Origin of the sequence: Janthinobacterium sp. HH102 (genome assembly GCF_001758625.2) — a bacterium.
Lineage (GTDB): Bacteria > Pseudomonadota > Gammaproteobacteria > Burkholderiales > Burkholderiaceae_D > Janthinobacterium.
In genome coordinates, this window is record NZ_CP062062.1 from 4,202,555 (window position 1) to 4,228,808 (window position 26,254).

Here is a 26,254-nt window from a genome sequence, read left to right on the forward strand (position 1 = left end):
CGCGGGCGCAACTGAACAACGGAGAACACTATGGGCCTGCCCCGCAAACTGAAAAATTTCAACCTGTTCCAGAACGGCGTGTCCTTCCTGGGCATGGTGCCGGAAGTCACCTTGCCCAAGCTGAGCCGCAAGATGGAAGAATACCGCGCCGGCGGCATGAGCGGCCCCGTGTCCGTCGACTTCGGCAACGAGGCGCTGTCGCTGGAATGGAGCGGCGGCGGCCTGATCGCCGAAGCGCTGAAACAGTACGGCGCGCACACGCACGGCGCCGTTCAACTGCGCTTTGCCGGCGCCTACCAGGAAGACGATGACGGCACGGTCGCCGCCGTCGAAGTGGTCGTGCGCGGCCGTTACAAAGAAATCGACATGGGCGCGGCCAAGATGGGCGACGACACCACGCACAAATACACGATGCCCTGCAGCTACTACAAGCTGATGATCGACGGCGCCACCGTCATCGAACTGGACTTCATGAGCGGCACCGAGAACTTCGGCGGCGGCGACACCAACGCGGCCATCCGCAAGGCCATCGGCCTGTAATCCCCCTTTTTACTTTTCACCACCACCCTGCAAGGACAACACCATGAACACCGAAAACAACAATCAAGCCGTCATCGAACTGGACGAGCCGATCAAACGCGGCGACACCTTCATCGCCTCGCTGACCGTGCGTAAACCCAAGGCGGGCGCCCTGCGCGGCATTTCCCTGATCGAGCTGGCCAACCTGAACGTGTCGGCCCTGCAGATCGTGCTGCCGCGCATCACCGAACCAACCTTGACCGCGCACGACGTCGCCAACATGGACCCGGCGGACTTGCTGGCCGTGGGCGCCGAGGTTGCCGGTTTTTTGGCGAGCAAAGCCGATCGCCTTTCGGTATCCCCGGCGAAGTAGAAGACGCCATGGCCGACATTGCCGGCGTCTTCCACTGGACGCCGGCCGCGATGGACGGTTTTACGATTGATGAACTGATGGCCTGGCGCGAACGCGCCAGGCAACGAAGCGGAGCGGAATAGATGGCTGGTCGGGATCTGAAATTACAGGTGGTATTTGCGGCACTGGACAAGATTACCGGCCCGCTGAAAAAAATCATGGGCGGCTCCAGCGACACGGCCAAGGCGTTGAAGGCGACCAGCGACCGCTTGCGCGAGCTGAACGCCCAGCAAAAGAACATCGGCAAATTCCGCGAGTTGCACGGCGGCCTGGACGCCACCCGCACCAAGCTGGAAGCGGCCCAGCAGAAGGTGGCCAGCCTGGCCACCAAGATGAAACAGACGGAAGCGCCCACGCGCGCCATGACGCGCGAGTTGAACGCCGCCGTCAAAGCGGCCGGCGCCCTGAAGACGGCCGGCCAGCAGCAGGCCCAGCAACTGCAGGTCATGCGCGAGCGCCTGGCGGGCGCCGGCATCGGCACCAAAGACCTGGCCAACCACGAGCGCACCTTGCGCCGCGAAATCGAGGCCACCAACAAAACCATGACCTTGCAGCAGCAGAAGCTGGCCAATGCAAACGCCAGGCAGCAGCGCGTGACCAATGCCACCCAGCACGCCGACAAGCTGCGCAACAAGGCGGGCAACCTGGCCATGGCCGGCGCCGGCGCGACCGCCACGGGCGCCGTGCTCGGCGCGCCCGTCGTGAAGGGGCTCAACGAGGCCAAGCACTATCAAACGGAAGTGGGCCGCGTCAACGCGCTGGGCCTGGGCGATAAGGTATCCGCCGAGGCCGTCGCCTTCGCGCGCAACATGAAGACCTACGGCACCAGCCAGCTCGACAACCTGCAGCTCATGCGCGACGGCATGAGCGCCTTTGCCGACGTGCACCACGCGGAAATGGTCGCCCCTACCCTGGCCAAGATGAAGTTTGCCAATCACGCCTTCTTTGGCGAGGCCGAAGGCGCCGACAACGAACGCAAGTTCATGGACATGCTCAAGGTCATCGAGCTGCGCGGCGGCCTGGAGAGCAAGGAAAAGTTTGAAGCCCAGGCCAATATCGTGCAGCAAGTCATCACTGCCACGGGCGGGCGCGTCGGCCCGAATGAATGGCTGAACATGATCAAGACGGGCGGCATCGCGGCCAAGGGCTTGAAGGATGACGCCTTTTACTACCAGATGGAACCACTGGTGCAGGAAATGAGCGGCAACCGCGTCGGCACGTCCCTGATGAGCGCCTACCAGAACTTGTACCAGGGCCGCACGACGAAGCGTTCGGCCAAGAAATTGGAAGAATTTGGCTTGATCGGCGACAAAAGCAAGGTCACGCATGATAAAGCGGGACAACTTTCCTTCCTCAATCCTGGCGCGCTGCTGGGTTCCGAGCTGTTCCGCGAAAATCAGTTTGAGTGGATGGAAAAGGTGCTGTTGCCGCAACTGGCCAAGAAAGGCATTAAAGACAAGAACCAGGTGCTCGACGCCATCGGCAGCATCTTTTCGAACCGCACGGCGTCGAACCTGTATTCGCAGATGTATTTGCAGCGCGGGCAGATTCACAAGAACGAAAAGCTCAACCGTGGCGCCGCCGATATCGGCAAGCTGGAAAAGCTGGGCCGCGACTCGGCCGCCGGCAAGGAACTGGAAGCGCAGTCGAAGCTGGCCAACTTGAAACTGACCATGGGCGAAAAAATCCTGCCGCTGTATGCGCAGGGGCTGGAAATGGCGATCAGTGCCATCACACGCCTGAACGGCTTCATGGAACGCAACCCGACCGTGGCCAAGCTCATGATTACCGCCTTTGCCGTGCTGGCCGGCATGCTGCTGGTGCTCGGCCCGCTGATGCGGGGCGTTGCCGCCATGATCGGCCCGTATGCCATGCTGCACGTCATGTTCGCCAAGATAGGCGTGACGGGCGGCGTGCTCACGCCCATCCTGCGCGGCCTCGGTGGCGCCTTCATGTGGGCCGGCCGCGCCGTGCTGTGGCTGGGCCGCGCCTTGATGCTCAATCCAATTGGCGTGGCCATCACGGTCATCGCCGGCGCCGCCTACCTGATCTATAAATACTGGGAGCCGATCAAGGCGTTTTTCAGCGGCATCTGGTCGCACGTCAAGACCGCCTTTGCCGGCGGCATAGGCGGCGTCAGCAGCCTGATCGTCAACTGGTCACCGCTGGGCCTGTTCTATCGCGCCTTCGCGGGCGTGCTGAGCTGGTTCGGCATCGCGCTGCCGGCCAAATTCAGCGAGTTTGGCGCCAGCATCCTGCAGCGCATCACCGCATCCTGGGAACCTATCGCCGCCTTCTTCGCCGATATCTGGGCGCGCCTGCGCACGGTCTGCGCGGGCGGCATGGGCAGCATCACGGCCCTGATTATCAACTGGTCGCCCGTCGGCGTGTTCTATCAGGCGTTCGCGGGCGTCATGAGCTGGTTCGGCATCCAACTGCCGGCCAAATTTACTGACTTCGGCGCCAACATCCTGCGCGGCCTGGTCAACGGCATCACCGGTTCCATGGGCGCCGTCAAGGACGCCATCAGCAATGCCGGTTCCAGCACCATTGCCTGGTTCAAGGAAAAGCTGGGCATCCACAGCCCGAGCCGCGTCTTTGCCCAGCTCGGTGACTACACCATGCAGGGCCTGGCCGTGGGTCTGGACCGCAGCGAGGGCGCGCCGATTGCCAAGGTTTCCGGCCTGGCGCAGCACCTGACGCAACTGGGCGCCGGCATCGCCATCGGCACGGCCACGGCGCTACCCGCCAGCGCCTTCGACACGCGCGCGCCGCTGGCCAAGGGCGCGTTCGGCGCCGGATTGAGCATCCAGGGCGACAAGATCGAAATCACGATCCAGGCGCAAGCCGGTTCCGATCCGCAGGCCATCGCGCGCGCCGTGTATGCGGCCATGGAACAGCGCGACCGCGAAAAGGCGGCGCGCATCCGCTCGTCCCTGCGCGACCACGATTAGGAAAGAAGCACACCATGATGATGATTTTAGGAATGTTCGTCTTTAGCCTGCCGACGCTGGCCTATCACGAGCTGCAGCGGCAAACGGAATGGAAGCACGCCAGCACGGCGCGCGTGGGCCTGCGCGACGCACACCAGTACGTGGGGCCAGGCGACGACACGATTACGCTGTCGGGCTGGGTGGCGCCGGAACTGACCGGCTCCCTGTACTCGCTCGACGCGCTGCGCATGATGGCCGACACGGGCAAATCGTGGATTCTGATCCAGGGCACGGGGCGCATACTCGGCTCGTATCGCATCACCAGCATGACCGAGGGGCGCACCATCCTGGACGGCAGCGGCGGCGCGCGCCGCGTCGAGTTCTCGATTGCGCTCAAGCGCGACGACGACGGCGTGCTGGCCATGGTCGGCCTGGGCGACATCGGCGACCTGAAAAACATGCTCAGCATCGACGGCATGACCAGCAGCATCGCGGGCGCAGCCAAGAATGCCGTGGGCAGCGTGGTCGGCAATGTGGTCGGCGGCATCACGTCGAAATACGGCGGCGTCGTCAGCGACATGAAAGACAAGATCGGCGGCAGCATCAGCGGCGCCATCGGCAGCGCGGCGGACAAGTTCAAATGAGTACCAACATCCCCGCCTTCAGGGTCAGCATCGAGGACAAGGATTTGACGGCCATCGTCTCGCCGCGGCTCATCAATCTGACCTTGACCCTGTGCCGCGGCGACGAGAGCGACCAGCTCGACATTTCCCTGGACGACAGCGACGGCAAGCTGGCCCTGCCGCCGCGCGGCGCGCAGATCGCCCTGGCGCTGGGCTGGCAAGCCACCGGCCTGGTGGACATGGGCAAGTTCACCGTGGACGAGGTGGAGCACAGCGGCGCGCCCGACACCATCACCCTGCGCGCCAGGTCGGCCAACCTGATCGACACCTTTAAACAGCAGCAGGAACACAGCTTTCACAAGACCACCCTGGGCGCCATCATCGAGGCGATCGCCTTCCGCAACGAGCTGGCGTCGGGCGTGTCGGCGCGCCTGCGCGATACGGCTGTCGAGCACATCGACCAGACGCACGAAAGCGATGCGGCCTTCCTGCGCCGGCTGGGCAGGAAATACGATGCGGTGGCCACCGTAAAGAATGACACCCTGCTTTTCATCCCCATCAACCAGAGCCGCACCGCCAGCGGCAAGGCGCTGCCCGTCATCCCCATCACGCGCGCCCTGGGCGACGGCCACCGCTACCACAGCGCCGAAAGCGACGCCTACACGGGCGTGCGCGCCTTCTGGCACGACGAGCGCTACGCGCGCCGCCGCAGCGTGGTGGCCGGCGTGCCGGGTAACAGCAAGCGCCTGCGCACCACCTTCGCCAGTGAAACCGACGCGCGCGCGGCGGCCGTGGCCGAATGGCAGCGCATCCTGCGCGGCCTGGCCACCTTTGAAATGAGTCTGGCCCTGGGCAACCCGGCCGTGTTCCCGCAATCGCCCGTGACGGTGCAAGGCTTCAAGCCCGAGATCGACGCCACAGAATGGCTATCGGTCAAGGTCACGCACAGCCTGGGTGGCAACGGCTTTACCACGCGCGTGGAGTTTGAAACGAAGACGGAAGCGGTGGAGGCCGAACGCGAGGAAGAGAAAGACCCGGACGAAGGCATCACGGGCGTGGTGGCGAATTGGAAGGACGTGGCGGCGAAGAAGAAAAAAGCAGGGCAGGAGCAGGCCGGCGCCACGGGCACGCTCAAGACGCTGGAGCATCTTTACAAGAGCAAGCAGGCCGCCAAGCGGGCGGCACTGCATGCGTGGAAGCATATCGAAGAAGTGCGGGAAATCATCCAGGAAAATAGTGAACAATATTAAATCTAAGACAATATACAATTTTTTGGTAAAAACCGAAAAATCAAATCAACACATATCGATACGATGATTCTTTAGGTCGTTTTGGGTTTTCCAGGACTCAGGTTAAATACTCCCTCGCCATACCAACACAATTTATCCGTATCGGAGTTGAGGGAACGCCAAGGTTGGGTTCTGCAATCGGACTCTTTATCAATACGAGTTGAAACTATGCAAGATGTGTAAAATGGGCAATGCCCCTTTCTTGCTTCGGTAGTGGGGAGAATACTTCCGTCTGGAGTCAAATGTCTAGAGACATAGTCGAAGGAGGCCTGCATTATTCGACGAGCGATGTTTAAATCGGGATTCTTCCCAACGACTGCAAAGTCAAATAGTACATCTCGCCCAACTTCATCTTCAAATCCAGGATGCTCTTGCTTTCCGGCACACATTCCATGACGAGTCATCAACTCATCCATAAGCGCTTTAAAACCATCAGCTCCCGCAGAGTACATATTTTCGATAAAATCCAACTCAAAGAAGGGACTCACCTTGCGAATTTCGAGATTCCGACGCATATATGAAACCGTCTCGTTCACCGCTAAGCCCATTGACTTTGAGTATGAGAACATGGAGTCAAGTCTATCTAGCCACGCCAAATATTCAGGTTCGTGCGTTAAAATCTGCTCAATAACCCTATCTGATAAGTATTTCATCCTCTTATCAGCTATCGGATCAATGGCTTCGCATTCCTTCAAAATCTGCATCAAATCACTTACGGGGCTGGTACTTTGAAGACTCGCTAGGCCGCACATTAGAATATCGTCGTCGCTTAAGGATGGCGCAAAGTAGCGGGAAAAAATAGTTAGCACATGATAGGGAACAATGGAGGTTTCTTTCGATTTCTCCTTTGCGAGTCGTTCGAGAAATCGTTTTTCTAACTGGTAAGCCACTGACTCAATAATTTCTTCAGGACCAAGTACGATTGTTCCAATAGTCTGATCACCGTGCTTATTGGAGATGAAAACCGAAATACTCAGATGAGTTATACCACCATCTTCGCCTGCCGCCTCCGAAACGAAGGATTTTATTGTGATACTTTCTGGAACTGTATCACGGGGTAGACGAACTGCCATACTTTTACGTGCGGCTTTTTGTATTTCAATTAAATCACGAATTCTAAATAATTCTGGTTTTTCATGCTCGATCTTCCCGGTACTTCTCCCTAAGCTATCGGTGGTATAACGAAATGCACTCCACAATTCCGCAAGAGCAACAAAGGCGCCAATCCCATGCAGGGTCGAAATATTGTGAATATAATGAATCCACTCATGAAAGAAATATGAAATATCTTTAGCACAAGAAAATCCTCCTTCAACATTTTCCTCTTTTGGAACAATTATCATTCCAGTTGAAAATGTAATAAGCTGGCGGTCTGGCATATATCTAGCAATCGCCGAATTAAGATCCTCATATTTCATTTCGCAATCACTCTATTCAGTGGCATCTAAGACCGGAACGGCGGCACTCGTCTCAATTTTTTTACTCGTCCGTATAGCTTGAGCGGCGATGAGCTGTTGATGGCCACGATCTGTAATCCGCCAATAAGTATTTCTATCCGAGACAGTTCTCCTTTTTACACCGGCAGCCATATACCCAAGGGCCTGAAGTTGTATTTTTATTCGATCTTCAGTAACACTACGTAAAACAACATTGGAAATCGACAATTTCCCGACAGGAGGTGCGGCGACATGATGAAATGCGCACAGGCGAAGTTTTGCGTTTAGTTCAACTTCAGTACACTCATTTACCAATATTGGACCAACATAACGCAATATTGAATCCCAACTAACGTAGATATGCTCTCCCTTGTACTCTCCTTTTTCTTCACGCTTGACTTGGGGATTTAAGTTGAATTTCTCAGAGCCACTTGCCAACTCCTCAATATTAACAAATGGAGACGCTATATTTACCGCAGCAGCCATCAACTCAGCTACCTTGGCTCTCAAATTTGCAAGTTCGATTTGCATTGCCTCGGTGGCCGCAAACCGACCACGTACCCATCCCTCTGCTGGATTCGACTTCCGCATATTTACTAAGCTCCTAGAGACTAATCCTCCTAGTTCTGCTGCTGACATCCATGCCTTGCGGTGATGCGCTAGCTCTACCTTCTTACGGAAATCTTCTAATTTCTTTCTACCTTGCTCCGACTTCTCTGTCTTTGAAACAGGCAGTTTTTCTATATCACCATGTAAAAAAGCCATAATCGGCTTTTTCTGTGATACGGCGTAGTCATACTCTTTCTCAGTGAAGCTAATTCCAATAGCATCTGTACTGCCATAGCGCCCAGCAAGAACTAAGCAATAATAATCAGAGTCATCTATAACACCTTTTATCAGATCCCATGCTTCGCCGTCCGTAGCTGGAAATAGTTCCATTCCAGCAGGAATACAGTCCAGTTCCAGTAATGCCTGAATTATTTCTGCACGCTCTTCTTTTAAATCAGAAAAGGTAGAAGAGATGAACACTTGATGTCTTTTTTCCATAGCTTCCCTTCATTTTTGTAAGGTAGAATCGGTTTTAGTTGTATCCATCAGGACTTAAAAGTCCTCTTCATCGAGCGATTTTTTACTTTTTTAATCCACTGAAAACTATACATAAAAAGCAGGAAACATTTACAATATGCATAAGAAGATTAATAATTTCCAGACTATTTTTCCTTTTTCCGTCCGCTGCCGGCCACATTAAAAGTCTGCGGTCCAATGATATTGCCCACGAAATTTTGCCCAATCTTGCCGTGGGCTTCAACGTGCGGGGCATTACCCGCTTGTGATGACGGAGACGTTGGCGAGCGCATACCACCAATCATTCCAAGTACGCCTGCTTTCCCGCGAACGTCCATACTTCGATAGCCAGTCAACAATTCATGCTCGTCCGCAGGTAACGAAGAGAGCGCATGTTCCCCGGTCAGCAAATACAACACATCTACCCCAGCCGCAGCTACGGCCGCCAAATAGTCAGAATCTGGCGTGCGAGAACCATTTTCATAGTTGAACTGGGCCCCCTTCTTTACTCCACCAAGGGCCGCAAACTCGTCCTGATTGAGGCCGAGACGCTTTCGTTCTTCCTTGAGACGATCAAAAAAATACTTCATTTGAGTACAAATACCTTTCCAAATCACTCAAATGAGTGATATATTTACGCCATTCCGTAGCGATTACAGATCATAACATTATGAATAATTTGTCAAAAGTCGGACGCATTACCAAAGGCGTCACCTCCCAGCCGCTTGGCGTTCGTCTGGCTCCTGACGAGGTAAAAGAAATTGAGACTCTTGCCGCCGACCAACAACGATCCCGTGCATGGTTCCTGCGCTTTCTGATCCTGCGCGGCCTCGCCGACTACAAGCGTGAACTCGCATCTAAACCCACCCACTAAGGACAACGTCATGTACCCCGATGCAAAACGTATCCGCAGCCACCGCGTCATGCTGCGCCTCGACGACTATGAGCACCAGCTCGTTTCCTCGATCGCCAACTACCAAGGCGAAGAGCTTGCGGTGCTGGTGCGCCAGATCGTGATGCGTGAAGCCCTGGCCGTGATTGCCTTGGATGACGCCACTATCAACAGCGTACAACGTCGCAGCGTTTAAACCGAGTCACTTTTGAGCAACTCTAAAGTTACAGAAAATGCCAGACCATCAAATTCACCTCAATGACGAAGAGCGCGCGGTGCTGGAACTCGTGCGTCAGCGCCAGGGGCTGGCAAGTATCGATCAGGCGGCTGAATGGCTCGTCAAGTCGCGCTTACGCATACAGTCGAAAAACATGACAGGTCGCGGTCGCGCCCTGTACCAAGTGGAAAGAAAGCTGAAATGAGAGTCATCGGCCTGCCCTGCCCGCATTGCACCTACACCGTCCGCGCCGTCAAGAGCCGCATGATGTCCGCTATGTTCAAGGAAATCACCTATATGTGCCAGAACCCGGACTGCGGGCACGTCTTCGTGGCAGGCCTGGAAGTGCTGCGCACCCTCTCGCTGTCCGCCATACCCAAGGCCGATATCCGCATTCCAATGTCCCAGCATGCGCGCGCGGCAGCCACCAGCCAGCTAGCCCTGGACCTGACTGCGGGTTGCTGATGACTATCCCGATCCTCGCGCCGCCGTAGCCCGGCTGCCGTAACTCCCCTCTTTTGCTGTGCCCTGCAGCGCTCCCTATTGAGCGTGCGGGATTCGTTCAACCTGAAATAAGGAAAACCGATGGAAAACACGCTGTACGCCGCCAGTCATGCCGACAAATCCATGGCATCAAGCACGATCCGCCCGACCTTGCAAAATTGCATTGTCCCCGTGGCACCAACGTGTTTTCTGCTGCAAGCCAGTGCGGGCATCGGCATCGCGGCGCTGACCGCCCACATCCATGAGATTGCCAAGACCTATCACGCCTACGGTGCTGCCAATCTAACCTTTATCGTCAGCGACGCGCAGGCACTGGAGCGTGAGGGCTTTTTCGCGCCAGCCAAGCAACGCGCCCTGGTCGGCAAGCTGTCCATCGATGTGAACTACATTTTCGCCAATGAAGCGGGTTCCCGGTACTGCTGCGGCGCATCGCACACGCTCCCGTACTGGGCAGAACAATTTCTCAAGCCAGGAGCACGCTGATGCTGCGCTTGGTCAAAACCTGCGGCATCTGGCTGCTGTCGTTCCTGATCGTCATTGCCCCCGGCGTGCTGCGGGCCATTGGCTTCATCAAGGACTGAACCATGCCGGCGTCGCTTATCGACAATCACCTGTCCTTCCAGCCTGCCGCCGAGATTCTGGCTGCGCGCGACAAGGACATGCCGACGCCACCTGGCGCCGGGCATGCGCTGGCCGCCATCGCCGAAGCAAAGGCCCAGCTGCGCAGCATCAAGCCGCGCAATCTGGCGCCCTTCATGGCCCAGGCCTGGGGATTGTCGCCGCGTGGCGCGCGCCGCTCTGTGCTGATCGCCGCCGGCATGGACGCCGACCGCTGGGAATCGCCCATCCACTCATTTACCGAGGAAGAGCGCATCGAGCTGCGCGCCGCCACCTCTGCCGCTATCCGTGTGTACGAAAGACTGTTGAATGCAATCTAAACAAATCCTGCTGCCTGCCCCGCAGCGCCACGAAGCCTTCTTGCGCTCCGCCCAATTCGCGCCCGAGCTGGCCCGTATCCCGTTCAAATGGCGCAACCGCGTCATCACGGCCGCCATGGCAAAAATGGCCTGGTCGTCCTGGTACAAAGTCTATGAATCCGTCGCCACCAGCTTTGTGCGCAAATTTGCCGACCAGTACGTGCCGGCCGGCGTCGACTTGTCGCAGAGCGATGCCGACATCGTGGCCACTGCTGAGCGCGCTGCCTCTGGCGTCTCCAAAATGCTGTGGATGGCCGTGTCCGACAAGCACGCCCTGCAGATCATGGAAGACGAATGCGCCTCGTATGGCATCGAGCTGCCCGAGTTCGACACGATGACCGACACCATCGCCCGCCTGGTGGACGCCCGCTGGTGGCGCCGCCAACTGCGCAAGCGGGTCAAGCGCGCCTTCGAGGCCGGCAATATCCGCCTGGGCTATGTGAAATACAGCGGCGAACCCTACGCCAGCAACGACGCCGTGCTGTCGCGCCTGGCGCAAAACCGGCGCAACGCGGCGGCGCTGGCCGCCACCCTGGTGCAAAACGAAAACGGCCAGCAATTCAGCATAGCCGAGCTGGCCGAGAAAACGACTGCGAATAAAGCCATCCGGCGCGGCGAGCTGATGTTGCGCATCAACGGCTTCGAGCAGATCGCCCGCGAGTGCGGCGACCAGGGCATTTTCATCACCTGGACGTGCCCTTCGCGCTTCCACGCCATGCAGCACAGTGGCAAGCCAAACGACAAGTTTGACGGCTCCACGCCGCGCGAGGCGAATGCATACCTGGGCAAGATGACTTCCCTGTGCCGTTCCGCGCTGGCGCGCCGGGGCATCGGCCTGTACGGCTTTCGCATCGCCGAACCGCATCACGATGGCTGTCCGCATTGGCATCTGCTTCTGTTCGTGCGCCCGACAGCGAAATACAAAACGGCCCACCTGCGGGACGTGGCGGGCCGCGCCATCCGCATCATGAAGCGCTACGCATGGCGCGTGGACCGTGGCGAACCGGGCGCATTCGCGCGCCGTCTGGACGTGAAACGCATCGACTGGTCCAAGGGCAGCGCCGCCGGCTACATCGCCAAGTATGTGGCCAAGAACATCGACGGCGTGGCCGAGCACAAGACCAAAGAGGGCTATGTCGTCACGGCCGACACCGAAGGCGATGTCGAACTGACGCCCTCCGCGCGCGTCGAGTCCTGGGCCGCTTGCTGGGGCATCCGTCAATTCCAGCAATGGGGCGGCGCGCCCGTCACCGTGTGGCGCGAACTGCGCCGCATCGAGGAAAGCATGCTCAATGAAGCGCCGGCCGCCATGCGCCGCGCCTGGGACGCCGTGCAAAAGATCGACGGCGAAAAGCGCGCCTGCTGGGCCGAGTACCTGCGCGCCCAGGGCGGTGCCCTGGTGCCACGCAAGGAGCTGATCGTCACCCTGGCCAAGGACGAAAAGACCGTCATCGGCCGCTACGGCGAAACGCTGCGCACCACGCCCTACGGCGTGCGCTGCAGCGACCTCATAGGCGTGGTCTTCAAGTCGGTGCGCCATACGTGGACGCCGGTACAGGCCACAGGCGGGCGCGGGGTGGCTGTTGGGGTTGCCGTTCCTCGGACTCGTGTAAATAACTGTACGCATCCCGACCGCCCTGCCCCGGCCACGCCGCCGACGGCGCCCGTACCCAATCTGTCCGACGAGGCAAAAACAGCACTGATTGCCGCCTGGGCGGCCGTCAACGCCTGCCCGTATCCCCGGCTGATCGTCCCCGACACCCCACCCCAAGAAGGAAATGGCACATGAGCACCTATGCCGTGATCGTTCGCACGCAAACCGAACGCTTTGAATTTTTTGAGGTTGCCGCATCCAGCGGCGACGTGATCGACGCTGCCATCGACCGCTTTGGCGTGTGCGGCGTTACCGCCAAACTGAAAGGAGCACCGCAATGCTGACCACCCTGACCAATTCGCCGCGGCAAATCGCCCTGGGCGACCGCGTGACATTCGATACCGATGAAGGCTACCAGGCCGGCACCGTCAACGACCTGCGCCGCGACGTGGGCAATGGCGAGCTGCATGCCTGGGTGGAACTGGACCACCAATGGCCTGGCATGTTCCGCGCCGTGCCACTGGGCGCCATCGAGGCGGTCAAAAAAGCAGCCGCGCCTGTCGGGTGCCCAGCATGACAGCGGAACGCTCATTACCTGCCGTGGCGGCCTTGTTCGTGCGCGCCAATTCCATCTACAAGACCATGCCGGCGGTTGACGCCTGGGACGCGGAGCGCGACGCCCGCGCCTGGCCGGGTGGCGTGCCGGTGGTGGCGCATCCGCCGTGCCGCTCCTGGGGTACGCTGCGCCACCTGGCCAAGCCGCGCCCAGACGAAAAGGAACTCGCGGTGTGGGCCGTCGCCCAAGTGCGCAAGTTCGGCGGCGTGCTGGAGCACCCGAAGCGCTCGACCCTTTGGCCACACTGCGGCCTGCCAGCGATCGGCGAGCGGGACCAATTTGGCGGCTGGACGCTACCGATTTTCCAAAGCTCGTTTGGCCACCGAGCGGAAAAGGCTACCTTGCTGTACATCGTCGGCTGTGCGCCGGCTCAAATACCGGCCATGCCCATCGTCCTGGGCGACGCCTCGCATGTGATCGCTCCATCCGGCCGCAACCGCGCCGGCGAGCGGCGCCGGAAAGGCGATCCGGGCTGGCGGCCGGAATGCGGCAAGGCAGAACGCGAACACACGCCGGCCGAGCTGGCGCATTGGCTGGTGGCCTTGGCGCGACGCTGCATGGTGCCCGCATGAACAGCCCATTCCTGTTCGATGGCCCGGGCGTCATTTCGTTCAGCGGCGGCCGTACCAGCGGCATGATGCTGTGGATGACGCTTCAAGCCTACGGCGGCACGCTGCCGGCCGACGTGGTGGTGTGCTTCGCCAACACCGGCAAGGAAGAGGAAGCGACCCTTGAATTCGTGCGCGACTGCGGCGAGCGCTGGGGCGTTCCCATCGTCTGGATAGAAAACCGCCCTCGCAATGAAGCGCGCGGCAAGGAATTTGCCATCGTGGACTTTGCAACGGCCAGCCGCCGCGGCGAGCCGTTCGCCAATCTGCACGACGAAAAAAAATTCCTGCCAAACCCGGTCGCACGCTTTTGCACGGCGGAACTCAAGGTACGCCCGATGCAGCGCTACTTGAAGTCGATAGGCCTGGTCGAGTGGACTACGTTTATCGGCATGCGCGCAGACGAACCCATGCGCGTGGCGCGGCTGGCGAATCAGGACTACGGCAAGCACGAAGTGAAAGAAGCGCCCCTGGCGGCGGCCGGCCTGACCGTGGCTGACGTCAGCGCGTTTTGGGCAGCACAAGATTTTGACCTGGGCTTGCCGAACATGAGCGGCAAGACGATGCACGGCAACTGCGATCTGTGCTTCCTGAAAGGCGGCAACCAGGTTTTATCCCTGATCAGGGAAAAGCCCAGTCGCGCCCTGTGGTGGATACAGCAGGAAAAGAACGCCCAGGCGTCCGGATCTGGTGCTGGCGGCTGGTTCCGCAAGGACAGGCCCAGTTATCAGGCGATGTATGACATGGCAATGAATCACGGGGAGCTGTTCCCCTTCGATGATGCCTTAACCGATTGTGGATGCACGGATTAGATGGAGATTACGAAAATGGACCAATACAAAGAATTTTGCCGCCTTCGTGACTATCGCAAGCACGGTGCAGAAGTCCCGCAGCGCACCGAGGCCGAAGCGTTCGCTTTGGTGATTGCCGGATACGCGGATCAGAAATACATGGCCCTGGCCGCGCGGCATGAGTCGGTACTCGATGGCGCAATTCTGATGGCTGAGGAATTTGCCGAAGCGCGCACCCCGGACGAGGGTGGCAACGCATTTCGAAACTATGCCGAAATCCTGCGTGCTTTAAAAAATGAGCATGCGCTGTTCGCCAGAGTTACAAAAGAACAACACCTTGTCACAGCATTGCCGAAGAACCTTACAACTATCACTGCCGGTACGGCGGCCAGGAGCACACAATGAATATGAACGAAACGGAATTCGTCGCCAAACTGGCTCTGGCCATCGATAAATTGCAGCGCCCCGCCATTCCGCTGGCGATTGACCTGTGGGACATCGCCACAATCGCGCAGTACTTAAAGCGGGAACCGGGAACCGTGCGGGAACGCATGGCGTGCCTTCCAAGCTTCCCGAAAGCCATCCGGCTGCCAACGTCGAAGGGGCATGCGCAGCCCCTGTATAATGCAAAGGAGGTGATCGCCTGGGCCGAATCGTACCGAGAAAAGAATTAATTTCGTTTACGCCAAAATTACGCCAACACCCCGGAAAGCCGCATTATTCAATAGGTTGAGTTTCCGGCTCCGGGCACCAGCGCACAGAATTCAGAAACATAAAAAAAGCCATTAAACCCAATAAAATCAACGGGTTAGTGGCTTTTTTTACGTCCCGAGATTCCTGCTAATGCATAGTAAACCCGACAAAAACCTCTAGCGGTTACGCCAGATTTACGCCGTGATAGCGCGGGCGATGCCATCATGGTGGCCCTGCTCGCCTGGCTGAAAGTTCACCAGCTCGACCTGATGACCAATGAGAAAACGCGCAAACACGGCATCGCCTTCAAGTTCGAATTCAACAACCGTGAAACAGTCGATATCTCGATCAAGCTGAACCTGACCGAGCGCATCGCGGTCAAACCGGCGAGGCCGGTTGCCTGGACATCCAGCATCCGGCCGAGATAAAGCACATGCCGCCCTACCGGGACAAGTTCTGACAGCAGTACGACGTCCCCCCTGCTGAAATGGGCCGCGCGGCACGCTGACAGCACGCCCACCTAGTCGGTGCGGACCATGGGCGAACAGTTGATCGTCTTTTCCCGAGAGACCACCTAACGCGCGGCGTGATTACGCGGCGATGTATCCGCAAGCGTCTGAGGCACGCGAGTCCGACGACACTATCCACACGAAGCATTACCCCGACGGCGACGTGGTGGAGTACGACCATGAGGACCACGCCCTGCCCCCTGCCCCGGCGTGATCGCCGCCATCACCGCCCACAGAGTGACGTCAAACGCTCTCTAGAAAAGCGGCTGACCATGGCCGTGCGGCGGCGATAAAAGCCAGCGAGGACGAGCTGGCGAGCACCATCAGCTTGTTCAAGCAGCCTCACGGCGGCGTCAAGGCCGGCGGTGCCATTCGAATCCAAAAAAATGAACCTAATTAGCTCTCTGCTGACTAATAGAGAGCCAATCTTAACAATCCATCAAAAAGAAAATTATATACAGTCACAGTTTCAAAAAACTGATGACGGAATGAAATTTAATTTAGCATCAAATTGTCAGATTGAGAAATTTACTCAGCCAATTAAGGAAGACGCACCGAAGCAACCAATAGAATCAGGCACCATTTCTTATACCGATGAAATACAAAAATACAAATTATCAAAAAATTCCATAAGCGCGTTTCGCACATTCTCACCTGCTTGACCTCATCGCCAGAGGAAAAAAATATTCGTAATGCTTAGGAATCTGTCCGCTTTCCACCAAGAATCCTAAGCATGAATTCAAAGATGGTTCATACTGGAGAAATTATTATGCACAACAAAAATGTTTATTGGGACGAGACCATGATGCAGAACGATTTTCATCAACCGTCAATATTGGCAATCGGCGACAGCTGGTTCTGGTATCCTCTTCCTGGTGGCTCATTATTAAGCAAATTAGGAAATTTGGTTGAAAAAAAGGAGCATTACATTCTAGCTCACGGAAATAACGGTGCCGAAGCCTACGATTATGTTTACGGAACCTATAAAAGAAGAATCCAGACCGCATTACAACTACATGGGGATTCTTTGTCGGCTGTTTTCATAAGCGGTGGAGGGAACGACTTCGCCGGCCTATCCGATATGCGCCCGCTACTGCTAAAAGACTGCTCCGCCTGCACTTCGGCTGAAGCTTGCTACCGATCCGGTGATGACGAGCAAAGCCTGAACCGATTTTTAAATAAAGTTACGGGAAGCTTCATCGCTCTTATCGACAAGATAATTGGTGCAACTTGGAATACGACGCAAAATGCAACCGGTCCAACGAAGATCTATTTACATAACTACGACTATGCTCGGCCAACAGGTATCGGCATCTTTGGTGCCGAAAGCAAATGGCTGCGAGCATCGCTAGTAGTCGCAAACGTGCCTACCCACCTGCAGGATTCCTGCATCCGTTTTTTGATCGACGAGTTCACTTTGCGGTTGAAGGGGTTGGTCGCTCGTTATCCCGGCCGCGTTCGTCTTGTCGATAGTCGCGGCACCTTAGGTGACGACGACTGGGCTAACGAACTTCATCCAACGTCGACGGGTTTCGAAAAAATTGCGCACAATGTGTGGCTACCCATATTGCAAGGCGATGGACTTGCACCTAAGTGATAACTACTTCAAGAAAGGTATGGAGGCTTCATCAATTCCAGAAAATCCTCTTGTATCTTGCCCAATAGCATGTGCTGGCCGAGGTGCGGCATCTACGCGTAACTCTTCCTTGTCTGTAAATTCCGACACTTCCATCACCTCTACTTCTTCACCTTGCCGCGACTGTCATCACGATCAATTCCCACACCCGGGCTAACCTGCTCCCACTGACGTTTTTACAACACCCCGCCCCCCTCTCCCTCCTCCAAAGGCCCCTACTGATATAATACTTACAATCAAGTAATATTCCGAAATGTGCGCCTCCAGGCTCCCGCAACCGTCTGTGTACTGCTAGCCCATGCGCTCTCTTTTCGACCACGAGATCATCAAACAGCTGCACAGCGGTGTCCGCTCACGGGTTTACCGTGCCAGGGCCGCCGATGGCACCGCGTTGATCGTCAAGAAACCCAATCAGCAGTTCCCCTCCTTTCAGCAACTGGCGCAATTCAAGCGCGAGTATGCGATCGCGCGCCGTTGCCGCCATCCGGGCGTGGCGCATCCGCTGGCGCTGCAGCTGCACGGCGGGTGCTGGACGATGATCGTGGAAGATTGCGGCGGCCTGGCGCTCGACCAGGTGTTGCGTGCGCAGGTGGCGGCGCGCAGGATGCCGTCGCAACCCGCCTTGGCGCTGGACGACTTTTTCGACATCGCGCTGCAACTGTGCGCGGCGCTGGACGAGGTTCATCGTCAGGGCGTGATCCACAAAGACATCAATCCCGCCAATCTGGTGTGGAATGGCGGCCGGCGCCTGCTGCAGCTGATCGACTTCGGCATCGCCTGCGAACTGCCGTACGAAAGCCATGGCATCGCCAATCTCCAGACGCTGGAAGGCACGCTGCGCTACATGGCTCCGGAACAGACCGGACGCATGAACCGGCGCGTCGATTGGCGCGCCGATTTCTATGCGCTGGGCGCCACCTTCTACGAGCTGCTGGCCGGCCAGGCGCCGTTCGAGACGGGCGACGAGATAGAACTCGTGCATTGCCACATTGCGCGCAGTCCCGACTGGTCGCACCCGGCGCTGGCAAGCTTGCCTGGCCAGCTGCTGCCGATCATCCAGCGGCTGCTGGAAAAAAATGCCGATCAGCGCTACCAGAGCCTGCAGGGCTTGCGCAGCGATCTCGAAGCATGCCGCGCGCAAAAGCCGGCGCAGACGCTCAAGCTGTCCGACCACAACGGCCATTTCCTCGTGCCGCAAACGCTGCACGGGCGCGAGGATGCCATCGCCGTGCTGCTGGCGGCATTTGAACGCAGCGCCGCGGGCAGGTGCGAGATGCTGCTGGTGGCCGGCCATTCGGGCATCGGCAAGTCGGCGGTCGTCAACGAAGTGCAAAAGCCCATCATCGCGCGGCGCGGCTGCTTCCTGTCCGGTAAATTTGACCAGCTCCAGCGCGACGTGCCGTATGCCCCGCTGATCCAGGCCTTCCAGGAGCTGGTGCGCCAGCTGCTCGGCCAACCCGAGGAAACGCTGCGGCAGTGGTCCGCCAAACTGCACGAGGTGCTGGGCAGCGGCATCGGCATGCTGATCGAACTGATTCCCCAACTGGCGCTGATCGTCGGCCCCACGGACGCAGTGCCCGCGTCGGACCCGGCACAGGCCCAGCTGCGCCTGGACCGCCTCTTCCCCCGCTTCGTCGAAGTGTTCGCCTGCGCCGGGCATCCGCTGGTGCTGTTCCTCGACGACCTGCAATGGGCCGATGCGGCCACGTTGCGAATGATCGAACTGCTGATGGTCTCCTGCGACAAGAGCTGCATGCTGTTCATCGGCGCGTATCGCGACAACGAGGTGAGCGCCGATCATCCGCTGATCGCGCTGCGCGACAAGCTGCTCGCCCGCGAGGTACGCCTGTCGACGCTGTTACTGAGCGCATTGACCGAGCCGCAGGTGGCGCAAATGGTCTCGGCCACCGTGCGCGTGGCAACCCACGATTGTGCGCCGTTGACCAGCATTTGCTACCGCAAGACGGCCGGCAATCCCTTTTTCCTCAACCAGTTCCTCGCTTCGCTCAATGAGACGGGCCATCTGCGCTACCGGGCCGCCGACGATTGCTGGGACTGGGACCTGCCCGCGATAGAACAGGCCAAATATACCGACAACGTGGTCGAGGTGCTGCTGGAAAAAATCCGCCGCCTGCCCACGGTGACGCAGCATCTGCTGCAACTGGCCGCCTCCTGCGGCAACCGCTTCACGCTCGATACGCTCGCGCTGGCAATGGACCGCGCTCACCGCAAAACGCAGCAAGACCTGTGGCCGGCGCTCAGGGCAGGCTTGATCCAGCCGCTCGACGAACGCTATAAGTACGTCAGTGGCGAGAGCGATGCGGCCAACAGCGGCGTCGCTTACCGCTTCCTGCACGACCGGGTGCAGCAGGCCGCCTACCTGGTCGCCGACGACGCTACGCGCGTGGCCAACCATCTGCTCATCGGCCGCTTGCTCCTGCGGCATACGGCGCTGCAGCACCAGGACGCAACACTGTTTGAAATCGTCGAGCAGCTCAACGCCGGTCGCGCGCTGATCAAAGATGCGGACGAGCGCGTGCAGCTGGCGACGCTCAATCTCCAGGCCGGCGTGAAGGCACGGCGTTCCGCCGCGTTCCAGTCCACGCTGGAACACATGCGCATAGGTCTCGAGCTGCTGCCGGAGCACGCATGGAGCGTCCACGCCAGCCTTTGGCTCGACCTGCAGCTGGGCGCGGCCGAAGCGGCTTACCTGTGCGGCCAGTTCGATACGGCCGAGGCGATCTATCCACTGGTGCGCGCCCGCTCCCTGAGCCCCTTGCAGCAGGTGCGCTGCATTACCATCCAGGCGCACCAGTATCAATTGCAGGGCCGCCTGCTCGACGCCATTGCCGTGCAGCGCGACGGCCTGGCGCTGCTGCACATCGACATCCCGCACGATGTGGCGCAGATGAAGGCGCGCTTCAGCGACATTCTCGCCGACATCGGACAGCAGCCTGGCGCGCACGCGCCCGACACCCTGCTGGCGGCCGATGACATGTGCGAGCCGGACGCCGTGGCCGCGATGCAGATGATGCAGGGCCTGTGGATGGCCAGCTACTACGCCGGCCAGCAGGATCTGAGCGCGCTGATGGTGGTGTCGATGACGCAGCTGTCGATGCAGCGGGGGAACAGCGATTTCAGCGCTGTCGCCTATGTCGGCTACGCGATGATGCTTGCGCTGTACAGCGGCGACATCGCGCGCGGCTACGCCTTCGGCGCGATGGCGATGGCGCTGGCCAGGCGCCGTGCCAACCTGCAGACGCGCACGCTCACGGGCCTGATGTTCGGCGCGCTCAGCAACCACTGGACGCAGCCGCTGCGCAGCTCCGACGCCCTGTACGAAGAAGCGTTTGGCTGGGCGCTGGAAATCGCCGACTTCGTGCAGGTCGGCGTGGTGGCGGCCGTGCGCGCCACCGACCGTATCATCCTCGGCGACTACCTGCCGCACCTGATGCACGACATCGAGCACGACCTGGCGCTGATGCGCGCCAACGGCCAGCAGGCGATGGCCGATTGCTGCGTCGCCGCCGCGGTCCAGCCGATCAAATGCCTGATGGGTCTCCTGCCCCGTCACGACAGCTACGATGATGGGGCCTTCAGCGAGGCGCGCTTCCTCGATCAGTATGGCGGCTCGCAGCTGTACCGCGCCTACTTCTTGCAGGGGAAAATACGCAACGCCTACCTGTTCGACAGCGCCGACGCCGAGCCGCTGGCCGGCCAGCTTGGCATCGTCACCCAGATCATGCGCGGTCAGGCCAAGGTTGCCGAGTGCAGCTTCTACGCCGCGCTGATCCTGATCCGCGCCTTGCGGCGCGATCCTGCGCGTGCCGATGCGGGCGATATGCTGGCCGTGGTCGACACGCTGCAAACGAGCCTCGCCGAGTGGTCCAGGCAAGGCTCGGACAATAGCGACGCCAAGCATCTGCTGGTGATGGCCGAGATGGCACGCTACCGGAAAGACCTGCAGCTGGCCACGCGCTGCTACCAGCAGGCGATCGACGCGGCCGGCCTGGCGGGCTACGTCAACATGCAAGCGCTGGGCAATGAACTGTGCGGCGAATGCTGGTTCGACCAAGGACATGCGCGCGTGGCCGGCGTCTTCATCCAGGACGCCATCGCGCACTACGGCCAGTGGGGCGCGCAGGGCAAGGTGGCGCAGCTGCAGGCGCGCCATGGCGCACTGCTGTCAAGGATGGATGGCCGCGGCGCACAACGTCATTCCGTCTCCCACACGCACGGCAGTTCAGCGCTCGACCTGGCGTCGCTGCTGAAAGCGTCGCAGATCCTGTCGAACGAAGTGGGCCTGCGCAGCGTGCTGACGCGCCTCATTACCATCGTGTGCGAAAACGCCGGCGCGCAGGTGGCGCGCCTGCTGTTGCTGTCCGAAGGCAACTATCAGCTGGAGGCCAATATCGATGGCGATGTCGTCACTGTCCTGCAATCGCGCCAGTTCGACCTGAACGCCGCCAGCGACTCGCAGTTCCCGCTGTCGCTGCTGCGCTACGTCATTCGCACCGGCGCCGAGGTGATCGAAGACTGCATCACGGGCGCCTCGCGCTTTGCCGCCGATCCGTACGTGCAGTTGCACCTGCCGCGCGCCGTCATGTGCCTGCCGATACGGCACGGCGGCCAGATCGGCGGCATCCTGTATTTCGAGAACCGGCTTGCAGAAGCCTCGTTCACGGAGGAACGCGTGGCGTTCCTGCGCATGCTCGGCGCCCAGGCGATGATCTCGATCTCCAGCGCCAGGCTGCATGACAGCCTCGAACGGCGCGTTGCCGAACGCACGGAACAGCTGGAAGACGCCAACCGCAAACTGGCGACCTTGTCCATCACGGACGGTCTGACCGGCCTGGCGAACCGGCGTCATTTCGACGACGTATTGCGTGCCGAATGTGCGCGTGCCACGCGCGTCGGCCGGCCGCTTGCCGTCATCATGCTCGATGTCGACTACTTCAAGCGCTTCAACGACAGTCACGGCCACCAGGCCGGCGATGCATGCCTGGTGCGGGTCGCGCATGCGCTGGCGGCCGGCATGCGGCGCGCGGGCGACCTGACGGCGCGCTATGGCGGCGAAGAGTTTTCGATCGTGCTGCCCAACACCGGCGCGGACGAAGCGCGCCAGATCGGCGAAGCACTGCGGCGGGCGATCGAAGATCTGGGTATCTCCCACGCGAACGCGGAGGCGCGGCAGGTGACGATCAGCGTCGGCATCGCGGTCCAGCCGGCACCGGGAGCCGCCGATCCGGACGCCCTGCTGCGCCTGGCCGATGCCGCGCTGTACCACGCCAAGGATGAGGGACGCAATTGCGTGGTGCTCAGGGTGCTGCCGCCTGGCTGACCGGCAGCGCCGCGCACCGCATTCACGGCGCCGGCGATGCCTCAATCGCTGCCGTGACTGTTCTCGCGCGCCTGCTGCCGCGCTTTTTCGCTTGACGCCAGCCCGTTGAAGAACAGATTGAGCAGCACGGCAACGATGGCGGCCAGCAGGATGCCGCTGTGCAGCAACGGCGACAGGACTTTCGGCATGTGCTGCGCATATTGCTCGGCCACCAGCGGCAGCATGCCGAAGCCGATAGCCAGGGCCACGATGAACAGGTTGTTGCGGTTGCTCTTGTAGTCGACGCCGGCCAGAATGCGGATGCCCGTCGCGGCGACCATGCCGAACATCACCAGCCCCGCCCCGCCCAGCACGAACGCCGGCACGGCTTCGGCCGTCTGCGCGATCTTCGGGATCACACCCATGATGAGCAGGAGGATGCCGGCCGCCACGCAGACCCAGCGGCTGCGCACGCCCGTCACGCCCACCAGGCCCACGTTTTGCGAAAACGACGTGTACGGGAAGGTATTGAAGATACCGCCGATCAAGGTTCCCAGACCATCGACGCGCAAGCCGCGGCTGATGTCGGCCTGTTCGATACGCTTGCCCGTCATCTCGCCCAAGGCCAGGAACATACCGAGCGACTCGATCATGACGACGATCATCACCAGGCTCATGGTCACGATGGCAACCAGGTCGAAAGTCGGCATGCCGAACTGGAACGGCGTAACGATGGCGAAAGCCTTGGCGCTGGCCACCTTGGCGAAGTCGGCCTTGCCCAGCGCAAACGACAGGGCCGTGCCGGAGATGATGCCGATCAACACGGCGATATTCGACAGGAAACCACGGCCATACTTGGCCACCAGCAAGATGACGGCCAGCACGAAGAAGGCGATGCCCATGTTGTCCAGCGCGCCGTAGCCGGGGTTGGCGATCAGGGGCACGGGGCCAGGCGGCGCGGGCAAGCCGGCCGCCGTGGCGGCAGCGGCCATCTTGAGAAAAGCGGGATCGGCGATCTGCGCCATGGCGGGCGGCCCGCCCATGGCCCAGTTTACGCCCACGCGCATCAGCGACACGCCGATCACGGCGATGATGCTGCCCGTGACCACGGGCGGGAACAGGGCCAGCAGGCGGCTGATGAAGGGCGCGATCAGCATGGAAACGACGCCGGCGCCGATCACGGCACCAAAGATGCCGGTGATGCCCAGGGCCGGATTGTTCGCCATGGCCAGCATGGGACTGACGGCGGCAAAGGTCACGCCCATCATGACGGGCAGACGGATGCCGAAATGCTTGCCGATTCCCAAGGACTGAATCAGGGTCACGAGGCCGCAGCAGAACAGGTCGGCACTGATCAGCGCCGCCACCTGCTCGGGCGGCAGCTTGAGCGCGCGGCCGACGATCAGCGGCACGGCGATGGCGCCCGCATACATGACGAGTACGTGCTGCAAGCCCAGGGTGAACAGTTTCCCGGCCGGCAGCACTTCATCGACGGGGGACGGAGCGGCAGGCGTGGTACCGGACACGCCGCGGTGGATGGATTTCAGACGGGGAGAGGCCATTTACGCTCCATTTCCTGGGTTACTGCGGCACGGATGGGTGCAGGTGAAAAGGAAAAGCAAGACAGAAACGGGACGACAGAAACACACTAGCGGCCGATGATGCATGCGAAGCTCCTTGGATGGAATGACCGAGGTAGCCATGCACGCTTCGTGCCAGGTGATTGTATACAGAGATTGTGCCGAAAGTCAGCAGAAATCAGCTAATCAGGCGGTGAATGCACCGTTTTCTCGCATGCCGCCCCGCATCTGCACCAGAAGGCGGCGGCGCTGGCAGGCCACGGGTGAATGGGGACTGCTGCCTGGAACGCCTGTCAAAAACCAATGCGCATCGTCATTTGCGGCCGGCGATGCTCACTGCCTCGGCGGCACGCTGCTTCGGGCAGTGGCGTTTCTCGGGCCAGCGGGACGCCGGGCCTTCCTTGCGCCCGTCACGGTTTTGGTGGGCGCTATCAGGCGCAGTCAGGCGCCATCAGGCGTTGTTAGCCGCCCGCACAGGCATCGAGCAGCGCTTCCAGCTGACGCACATGGGCGGCACGCAATTGCTCGCGCGCCAGCAAGGCTTGCACTTGCTCGAAGATGCCGTGGGCTGGCACCGCCGGCAAGGCGGGCGAGGCGGGGCGCGTGGCGATGCATGGCGCGCTCACCGGCCACGCTTGCACCTGCGATGCTGGCCCCCATGCCGCACAGCCGGTCAACAAGCTTACCAGCAATAAACTGGCTAAACGATTGGCGAGGCTGCCTGCATGCCTTCCGGCACGTTCGCCTGGCGGCCTCATGGCATTTCTCTGGCGATCAAGGCCTCGGCGGCACGGCAGGCGTCGCCTTCGGGCGGCAGCGCCAGGATGCGCGCTGCCGCCGCTTGCGCGTCTGCCTGCCCGGTCTGCGCTGTGGCCAGCGCCTGGCGTACCCGCGCCGACCGGCGTGCGCCCTCTTCCCGCATCGTGTCGAGCGCCTGGCTCTGGCGCCGCAACACGGCTTGCACTTCGAGTACTTGCGCCGCGCACGCGGCACGGCCCGTTTCGCGGCCCCAGCGCTGGGCGCAAAACACGGCCGTGCCCAGCAACAACAGCATGGCCACAATGCTCCAGGACGGCTTCATGCCAGCACCTTGCGCGCAGCCTGGTACAAGGACAGACGCTCTGCCAGGCCGTTCACGCCACCGTTGATGCGACGCGTCACCCGTTCCTGGTCACCCGCGTCTGCCAGGCGGTTCAAGCCGCGCGATTGCCAGAACCAGCCCGCCGAGCGACATGCGAAAGTCGTCTGCTCCAGCAACTGCGGCGCCGCCAGCAAGTCGATATCCAGCGCCACGCCGCACGCCGCGTAGTTGGCGCGCCCCGTCACCTGCAGCAAGCCGCGCCCCTTGAAGCGCACGCCATCGCCAGCGACCACATTACCCAGGTCCGCGCGTCCTTCATAGGCCGTGCCGCTGGCCAGCTCGCGCACATAACGCAACTGTCCCGATTCGTGCCCCACCTGCGCCAGAAACGCCGCCTGGCGCAGCGGCGTATCGATGCTGAACTCGCTCATCGCCGCATTCAGCGGAGCCAGGAACAGCGTAGCGCGGCGGCCGGCCAACGGCATGATCTGCATCAATTGCGCGCCTGTCACAGCATGCCCCGCACATCCTTGACGGCAGCGGCCGCATCGGCCGCCAGTTCGCCGATATCCTTGCCGCGCCGCTTGTCGAACCAGCGCACGCAGGCGCCCAGTACCCACCAGGCAGGCAAGCCGGCCGCCACCATCAGCGGCGCGGCGATAAATAAAAATCCCGTGGCCGGGTCGCCGCCATACAGGCTCGCCACGGTTTTCGCACTGTCGAACAGGCTGGGCCACCACGACAGCACGGCGGCCACCAGCACGGGGCCGAGAAAGGTGGAAATGATGATGCTGGAACAAAAACGAATAAATGCCTCCTTGGTGGTTTGGGGCCACATGAACATGAAGCCCAGCGACGTGGCGGCGGCGCCGGCCAGCACGGGCACGCCAAACAGTTTGATCAATGCGCCGCCGGCGGCGGTGGTTTCGAGGGCCATGGTTGCCTTTCAGGTGATGGAA

Annotated in this window: 31 protein-coding genes; 23 read left to right on the forward strand and 8 right to left on the reverse strand. The window is 60.1% G+C overall.

Features of this window, described 5'->3' with window-relative positions; genetic code table 11:
• Positions 1-30 precede the first annotated feature (30 nt).
• The 6 genes from JAB4_RS19080 to JAB4_RS19105 are packed head-to-tail and all read left to right on the forward strand — an operon-like array spanning position 31 to position 5,737.
• A complete protein-coding gene (locus tag JAB4_RS19080) occupies positions 31-540 on the forward strand; it encodes a phage major tail tube protein (protein ID WP_070308512.1) in 510 nt (169 codons plus the stop codon).
• Between the two features lie 43 nt (positions 541-583).
• Positions 584-892 carry a phage tail assembly protein gene (locus JAB4_RS19085; protein WP_070224413.1) on the forward strand — a complete coding sequence of 103 codons (309 nt, stop codon included), beginning with the start codon at positions 584-586 and terminating at the stop codon, positions 890-892.
• An 8-nt stretch (positions 893-900) separates the two neighbouring features.
• On the forward strand, positions 901-1,014 hold the full coding sequence (locus tag JAB4_RS19090) for a GpE family phage tail protein (RefSeq protein WP_071650284.1): 114 nt from the start codon (positions 901-903) through the stop codon (positions 1,012-1,014).
• On the forward strand, positions 1,015-3,885 hold the full coding sequence (locus JAB4_RS19095; RefSeq protein WP_070308511.1) for a phage tail protein: 2,871 nt from the start codon (positions 1,015-1,017) through the stop codon (positions 3,883-3,885).
• A gap of 14 nt (positions 3,886-3,899) precedes the next feature.
• The gene (locus JAB4_RS19100) at positions 3,900-4,508 is read left to right on the forward strand and encodes a phage tail protein (RefSeq protein ID WP_070218902.1); all 609 of its coding nucleotides are present in this window, start codon (positions 3,900-3,902) and stop codon (positions 4,506-4,508) included.
• The gene (locus JAB4_RS19105; RefSeq protein ID WP_070218901.1) at positions 4,505-5,737 is read left to right on the forward strand and encodes a phage late control D family protein; all 1,233 of its coding nucleotides are present in this window, start codon (positions 4,505-4,507) and stop codon (positions 5,735-5,737) included. The genes JAB4_RS19100 and JAB4_RS19105 overlap by 4 nt, the downstream gene beginning before the upstream one ends.
• Before the next feature lie 71 nt (positions 5,738-5,808).
• On the opposite strand, the gene JAB4_RS19110 is transcribed toward JAB4_RS19105, so the two are convergent.
• The 3 genes from JAB4_RS19110 to JAB4_RS19120 all read right to left on the reverse strand — a co-directional run bounded on the left by JAB4_RS19110 (position 5,809) and on the right by JAB4_RS19120 (position 8,867).
• The gene (locus tag JAB4_RS19110; RefSeq protein ID WP_139143780.1) at positions 5,809-7,194 is read right to left on the reverse strand and encodes a hypothetical protein; all 1,386 of its coding nucleotides are present in this window, start codon (positions 7,192-7,194) and stop codon (positions 5,809-5,811) included.
• Between the two features lie 12 nt (positions 7,195-7,206).
• On the reverse strand, positions 7,207-8,259 hold the full coding sequence (locus JAB4_RS19115) for a DUF4062 domain-containing protein (protein WP_071650160.1): 1,053 nt from the start codon (positions 8,257-8,259) through the stop codon (positions 7,207-7,209).
• Positions 8,260-8,423: 164 nt separating this feature from the next.
• Entirely contained in the window at positions 8,424-8,867 is a 444-nt protein-coding gene (locus tag JAB4_RS19120) for a helix-turn-helix transcriptional regulator (protein WP_070308510.1), read from the reverse strand.
• A gap of 80 nt (positions 8,868-8,947) precedes the next feature.
• On the opposite strand from JAB4_RS19120, the gene JAB4_RS19125 reads away from it, so the two are divergent.
• From JAB4_RS19125 to JAB4_RS19205, 17 genes are all read left to right on the forward strand, one after another.
• Positions 8,948-9,151, forward strand: a complete 204-nt coding sequence (locus JAB4_RS19125) for a ribbon-helix-helix protein, CopG family (RefSeq protein ID WP_139143779.1) — start codon at positions 8,948-8,950, stop codon at positions 9,149-9,151.
• A 10-nt stretch (positions 9,152-9,161) separates the two neighbouring features.
• Positions 9,162-9,365 (forward strand): hypothetical protein, encoded by a 204-nt coding sequence (locus tag JAB4_RS19130; protein ID WP_070218898.1) that lies wholly within the window; start codon positions 9,162-9,164, stop codon positions 9,363-9,365.
• Positions 9,366-9,402: 37 nt separating this feature from the next.
• Complete coding sequence (locus JAB4_RS19135) at positions 9,403-9,591, forward strand: hypothetical protein (RefSeq protein WP_035825591.1); 189 nt, start codon at positions 9,403-9,405, stop codon at positions 9,589-9,591.
• Positions 9,588-9,851, forward strand: coding sequence for an ogr/Delta-like zinc finger family protein (locus tag JAB4_RS19140; protein WP_070218897.1), 264 nt, complete (start codon positions 9,588-9,590; stop codon positions 9,849-9,851). Before JAB4_RS19135 ends, JAB4_RS19140 begins: the two co-directional genes overlap by 4 nt.
• 120 nt (positions 9,852-9,971) lie before the next feature.
• On the forward strand, positions 9,972-10,373 hold the full coding sequence (locus tag JAB4_RS19145) for a hypothetical protein (protein WP_070218896.1): 402 nt from the start codon (positions 9,972-9,974) through the stop codon (positions 10,371-10,373).
• 101 nt (positions 10,374-10,474) lie between these two features.
• On the forward strand, positions 10,475-10,828 hold the full coding sequence (locus tag JAB4_RS30730) for a hypothetical protein (protein WP_034745810.1): 354 nt from the start codon (positions 10,475-10,477) through the stop codon (positions 10,826-10,828).
• Positions 10,818-12,656: a replication endonuclease gene (locus JAB4_RS19155; RefSeq protein WP_083287368.1), complete on the forward strand. Its 1,839-nt coding sequence runs from the start codon at positions 10,818-10,820 to the stop codon at positions 12,654-12,656. The genes JAB4_RS30730 and JAB4_RS19155 overlap by 11 nt, the downstream gene beginning before the upstream one ends.
• Positions 12,653-12,805, forward strand: a complete 153-nt coding sequence (locus tag JAB4_RS19160) for a hypothetical protein (protein ID WP_175444804.1) — start codon at positions 12,653-12,655, stop codon at positions 12,803-12,805. Before JAB4_RS19155 ends, JAB4_RS19160 begins: the two co-directional genes overlap by 4 nt.
• Positions 12,799-13,038, forward strand: coding sequence for a hypothetical protein (locus JAB4_RS19165; RefSeq protein WP_070300264.1), 240 nt, complete (start codon positions 12,799-12,801; stop codon positions 13,036-13,038). Before JAB4_RS19160 ends, JAB4_RS19165 begins: the two co-directional genes overlap by 7 nt.
• Entirely contained in the window at positions 13,035-13,649 is a 615-nt protein-coding gene (locus JAB4_RS19170; RefSeq protein WP_217494527.1) for a hypothetical protein, read from the forward strand. Before JAB4_RS19165 ends, JAB4_RS19170 begins: the two co-directional genes overlap by 4 nt.
• A complete protein-coding gene (locus tag JAB4_RS19175) occupies positions 13,646-14,497 on the forward strand; it encodes a phosphoadenosine phosphosulfate reductase family protein (RefSeq protein WP_070220907.1) in 852 nt (283 codons plus the stop codon). The genes JAB4_RS19170 and JAB4_RS19175 overlap by 4 nt, the downstream gene beginning before the upstream one ends.
• 15 nt (positions 14,498-14,512) lie before the next feature.
• Complete coding sequence (locus tag JAB4_RS19180; protein WP_139143778.1) at positions 14,513-14,881, forward strand: hypothetical protein; 369 nt, start codon at positions 14,513-14,515, stop codon at positions 14,879-14,881.
• Positions 14,878-15,150: a hypothetical protein gene (locus JAB4_RS19185; RefSeq protein WP_227741996.1), complete on the forward strand. Its 273-nt coding sequence runs from the start codon at positions 14,878-14,880 to the stop codon at positions 15,148-15,150. Before JAB4_RS19180 ends, JAB4_RS19185 begins: the two co-directional genes overlap by 4 nt.
• Positions 15,151-15,393: 243 nt before the next feature.
• Positions 15,394-15,597 carry a phage tail protein gene (locus JAB4_RS19190; protein ID WP_070220911.1) on the forward strand — a complete coding sequence of 68 codons (204 nt, stop codon included), beginning with the start codon at positions 15,394-15,396 and terminating at the stop codon, positions 15,595-15,597.
• 467 nt (positions 15,598-16,064) lie between these two features.
• Positions 16,065-16,340, forward strand: a complete 276-nt coding sequence (locus JAB4_RS19195) for a hypothetical protein (RefSeq protein WP_139143777.1) — start codon at positions 16,065-16,067, stop codon at positions 16,338-16,340.
• A gap of 71 nt (positions 16,341-16,411) precedes the next feature.
• Entirely contained in the window at positions 16,412-17,275 is an 864-nt protein-coding gene (locus JAB4_RS19200; RefSeq protein ID WP_205602260.1) for an SGNH/GDSL hydrolase family protein, read from the forward strand.
• A gap of 337 nt (positions 17,276-17,612) precedes the next feature.
• Entirely contained in the window at positions 17,613-22,655 is a 5,043-nt protein-coding gene (locus JAB4_RS19205) for a diguanylate cyclase (RefSeq protein WP_071650192.1), read from the forward strand.
• A 41-nt stretch (positions 22,656-22,696) separates the two neighbouring features.
• Here the strand turns inward: JAB4_RS19205 and JAB4_RS19210 are convergent, their stop codons facing one another.
• The 5 genes from JAB4_RS19210 to JAB4_RS19230 form a co-directional block, all read right to left on the reverse strand.
• Positions 22,697-24,196 (reverse strand): nucleobase:cation symporter-2 family protein, encoded by a 1,500-nt coding sequence (locus JAB4_RS19210; protein ID WP_227741997.1) that lies wholly within the window; start codon positions 24,194-24,196, stop codon positions 22,697-22,699.
• Positions 24,197-24,675: 479 nt separating this feature from the next.
• Positions 24,676-24,840, reverse strand: a complete 165-nt coding sequence (locus JAB4_RS19215; RefSeq protein WP_162995725.1) for a hypothetical protein — start codon at positions 24,838-24,840, stop codon at positions 24,676-24,678.
• Between the two features lie 128 nt (positions 24,841-24,968).
• Entirely contained in the window at positions 24,969-25,295 is a 327-nt protein-coding gene (locus tag JAB4_RS19220) for a hypothetical protein (protein ID WP_070220917.1), read from the reverse strand.
• Positions 25,292-25,789 (reverse strand): glycoside hydrolase family 19 protein, encoded by a 498-nt coding sequence (locus tag JAB4_RS19225; RefSeq protein WP_070220918.1) that lies wholly within the window; start codon positions 25,787-25,789, stop codon positions 25,292-25,294. Before JAB4_RS19225 ends, JAB4_RS19220 begins: the two co-directional genes overlap by 4 nt.
• 14 nt (positions 25,790-25,803) lie before the next feature.
• Positions 25,804-26,232 (reverse strand): hypothetical protein, encoded by a 429-nt coding sequence (locus JAB4_RS19230; RefSeq protein WP_070220922.1) that lies wholly within the window; start codon positions 26,230-26,232, stop codon positions 25,804-25,806.
• Positions 26,233-26,254 lie beyond the last annotated feature (22 nt).

Bases quoted from the DNA above. Each gene is read 5' to 3' on its own strand.
- JAB4_RS19155 (WP_083287368.1), top strand. From the start codon at position 10,818: ATGCAATCTAAACAAATCCTGCTGCCTGCCCCGCAGCGCCACGAAGCC.
- JAB4_RS19230 (WP_070220922.1), bottom strand. From the start codon at position 26,232: ATGGCCCTCGAAACCACCGCCGCCGGCGGCGCATTGATCAAACTGTTT.
- JAB4_RS19090 (WP_071650284.1), top strand. From the start codon at position 901: ATGGCCGACATTGCCGGCGTCTTCCACTGGACGCCGGCCGCGATGGAC.
- JAB4_RS19220 (WP_070220917.1), bottom strand. From the start codon at position 25,295: ATGAAGCCGTCCTGGAGCATTGTGGCCATGCTGTTGTTGCTGGGCACG.
- JAB4_RS19110 (WP_139143780.1), bottom strand. From the start codon at position 7,194: ATGAAATATGAGGATCTTAATTCGGCGATTGCTAGATATATGCCAGAC.
- JAB4_RS19195 (WP_139143777.1), top strand. From the start codon at position 16,065: ATGAACCTAATTAGCTCTCTGCTGACTAATAGAGAGCCAATCTTAACA.
- JAB4_RS19120 (WP_070308510.1), bottom strand. From the start codon at position 8,867: ATGAAGTATTTTTTTGATCGTCTCAAGGAAGAACGAAAGCGTCTCGGC.
- JAB4_RS19105 (WP_070218901.1), top strand. From the start codon at position 4,505: ATGAGTACCAACATCCCCGCCTTCAGGGTCAGCATCGAGGACAAGGAT.
- JAB4_RS19205 (WP_071650192.1), top strand. From the start codon at position 17,613: ATGCGCTCTCTTTTCGACCACGAGATCATCAAACAGCTGCACAGCGGT.
- JAB4_RS19225 (WP_070220918.1), bottom strand. From the start codon at position 25,789: ATGCAGATCATGCCGTTGGCCGGCCGCCGCGCTACGCTGTTCCTGGCT.
- JAB4_RS19145 (WP_070218896.1), top strand. From the start codon at position 9,972: ATGGAAAACACGCTGTACGCCGCCAGTCATGCCGACAAATCCATGGCA.
- JAB4_RS19160 (WP_175444804.1), top strand. From the start codon at position 12,653: ATGAGCACCTATGCCGTGATCGTTCGCACGCAAACCGAACGCTTTGAA.
- JAB4_RS19100 (WP_070218902.1), top strand. From the start codon at position 3,900: ATGATGATGATTTTAGGAATGTTCGTCTTTAGCCTGCCGACGCTGGCC.
- JAB4_RS19140 (WP_070218897.1), top strand. From the start codon at position 9,588: ATGAGAGTCATCGGCCTGCCCTGCCCGCATTGCACCTACACCGTCCGC.
- JAB4_RS19080 (WP_070308512.1), top strand. From the start codon at position 31: ATGGGCCTGCCCCGCAAACTGAAAAATTTCAACCTGTTCCAGAACGGC.
- JAB4_RS19085 (WP_070224413.1), top strand. From the start codon at position 584: ATGAACACCGAAAACAACAATCAAGCCGTCATCGAACTGGACGAGCCG.
- JAB4_RS19185 (WP_227741996.1), top strand. From the start codon at position 14,878: ATGAATATGAACGAAACGGAATTCGTCGCCAAACTGGCTCTGGCCATC.
- JAB4_RS19180 (WP_139143778.1), top strand. From the start codon at position 14,513: ATGGACCAATACAAAGAATTTTGCCGCCTTCGTGACTATCGCAAGCAC.
- JAB4_RS19190 (WP_070220911.1), top strand. From the start codon at position 15,394: ATGGTGGCCCTGCTCGCCTGGCTGAAAGTTCACCAGCTCGACCTGATG.
- JAB4_RS19170 (WP_217494527.1), top strand. From the start codon at position 13,035: ATGACAGCGGAACGCTCATTACCTGCCGTGGCGGCCTTGTTCGTGCGC.
- JAB4_RS19165 (WP_070300264.1), top strand. From the start codon at position 12,799: ATGCTGACCACCCTGACCAATTCGCCGCGGCAAATCGCCCTGGGCGAC.
- JAB4_RS19115 (WP_071650160.1), bottom strand. From the start codon at position 8,259: ATGGAAAAAAGACATCAAGTGTTCATCTCTTCTACCTTTTCTGATTTA.
- JAB4_RS19135 (WP_035825591.1), top strand. From the start codon at position 9,403: ATGCCAGACCATCAAATTCACCTCAATGACGAAGAGCGCGCGGTGCTG.
- JAB4_RS19125 (WP_139143779.1), top strand. From the start codon at position 8,948: ATGAATAATTTGTCAAAAGTCGGACGCATTACCAAAGGCGTCACCTCC.
- JAB4_RS19210 (WP_227741997.1), bottom strand. From the start codon at position 24,196: ATGGCCTCTCCCCGTCTGAAATCCATCCACCGCGGCGTGTCCGGTACC.
- JAB4_RS19200 (WP_205602260.1), top strand. From the start codon at position 16,412: ATGAATTCAAAGATGGTTCATACTGGAGAAATTATTATGCACAACAAA.
- JAB4_RS19175 (WP_070220907.1), top strand. From the start codon at position 13,646: ATGAACAGCCCATTCCTGTTCGATGGCCCGGGCGTCATTTCGTTCAGC.
- JAB4_RS30730 (WP_034745810.1), top strand. From the start codon at position 10,475: ATGCCGGCGTCGCTTATCGACAATCACCTGTCCTTCCAGCCTGCCGCC.
- JAB4_RS19095 (WP_070308511.1), top strand. From the start codon at position 1,015: ATGGCTGGTCGGGATCTGAAATTACAGGTGGTATTTGCGGCACTGGAC.
- JAB4_RS19130 (WP_070218898.1), top strand. From the start codon at position 9,162: ATGTACCCCGATGCAAAACGTATCCGCAGCCACCGCGTCATGCTGCGC.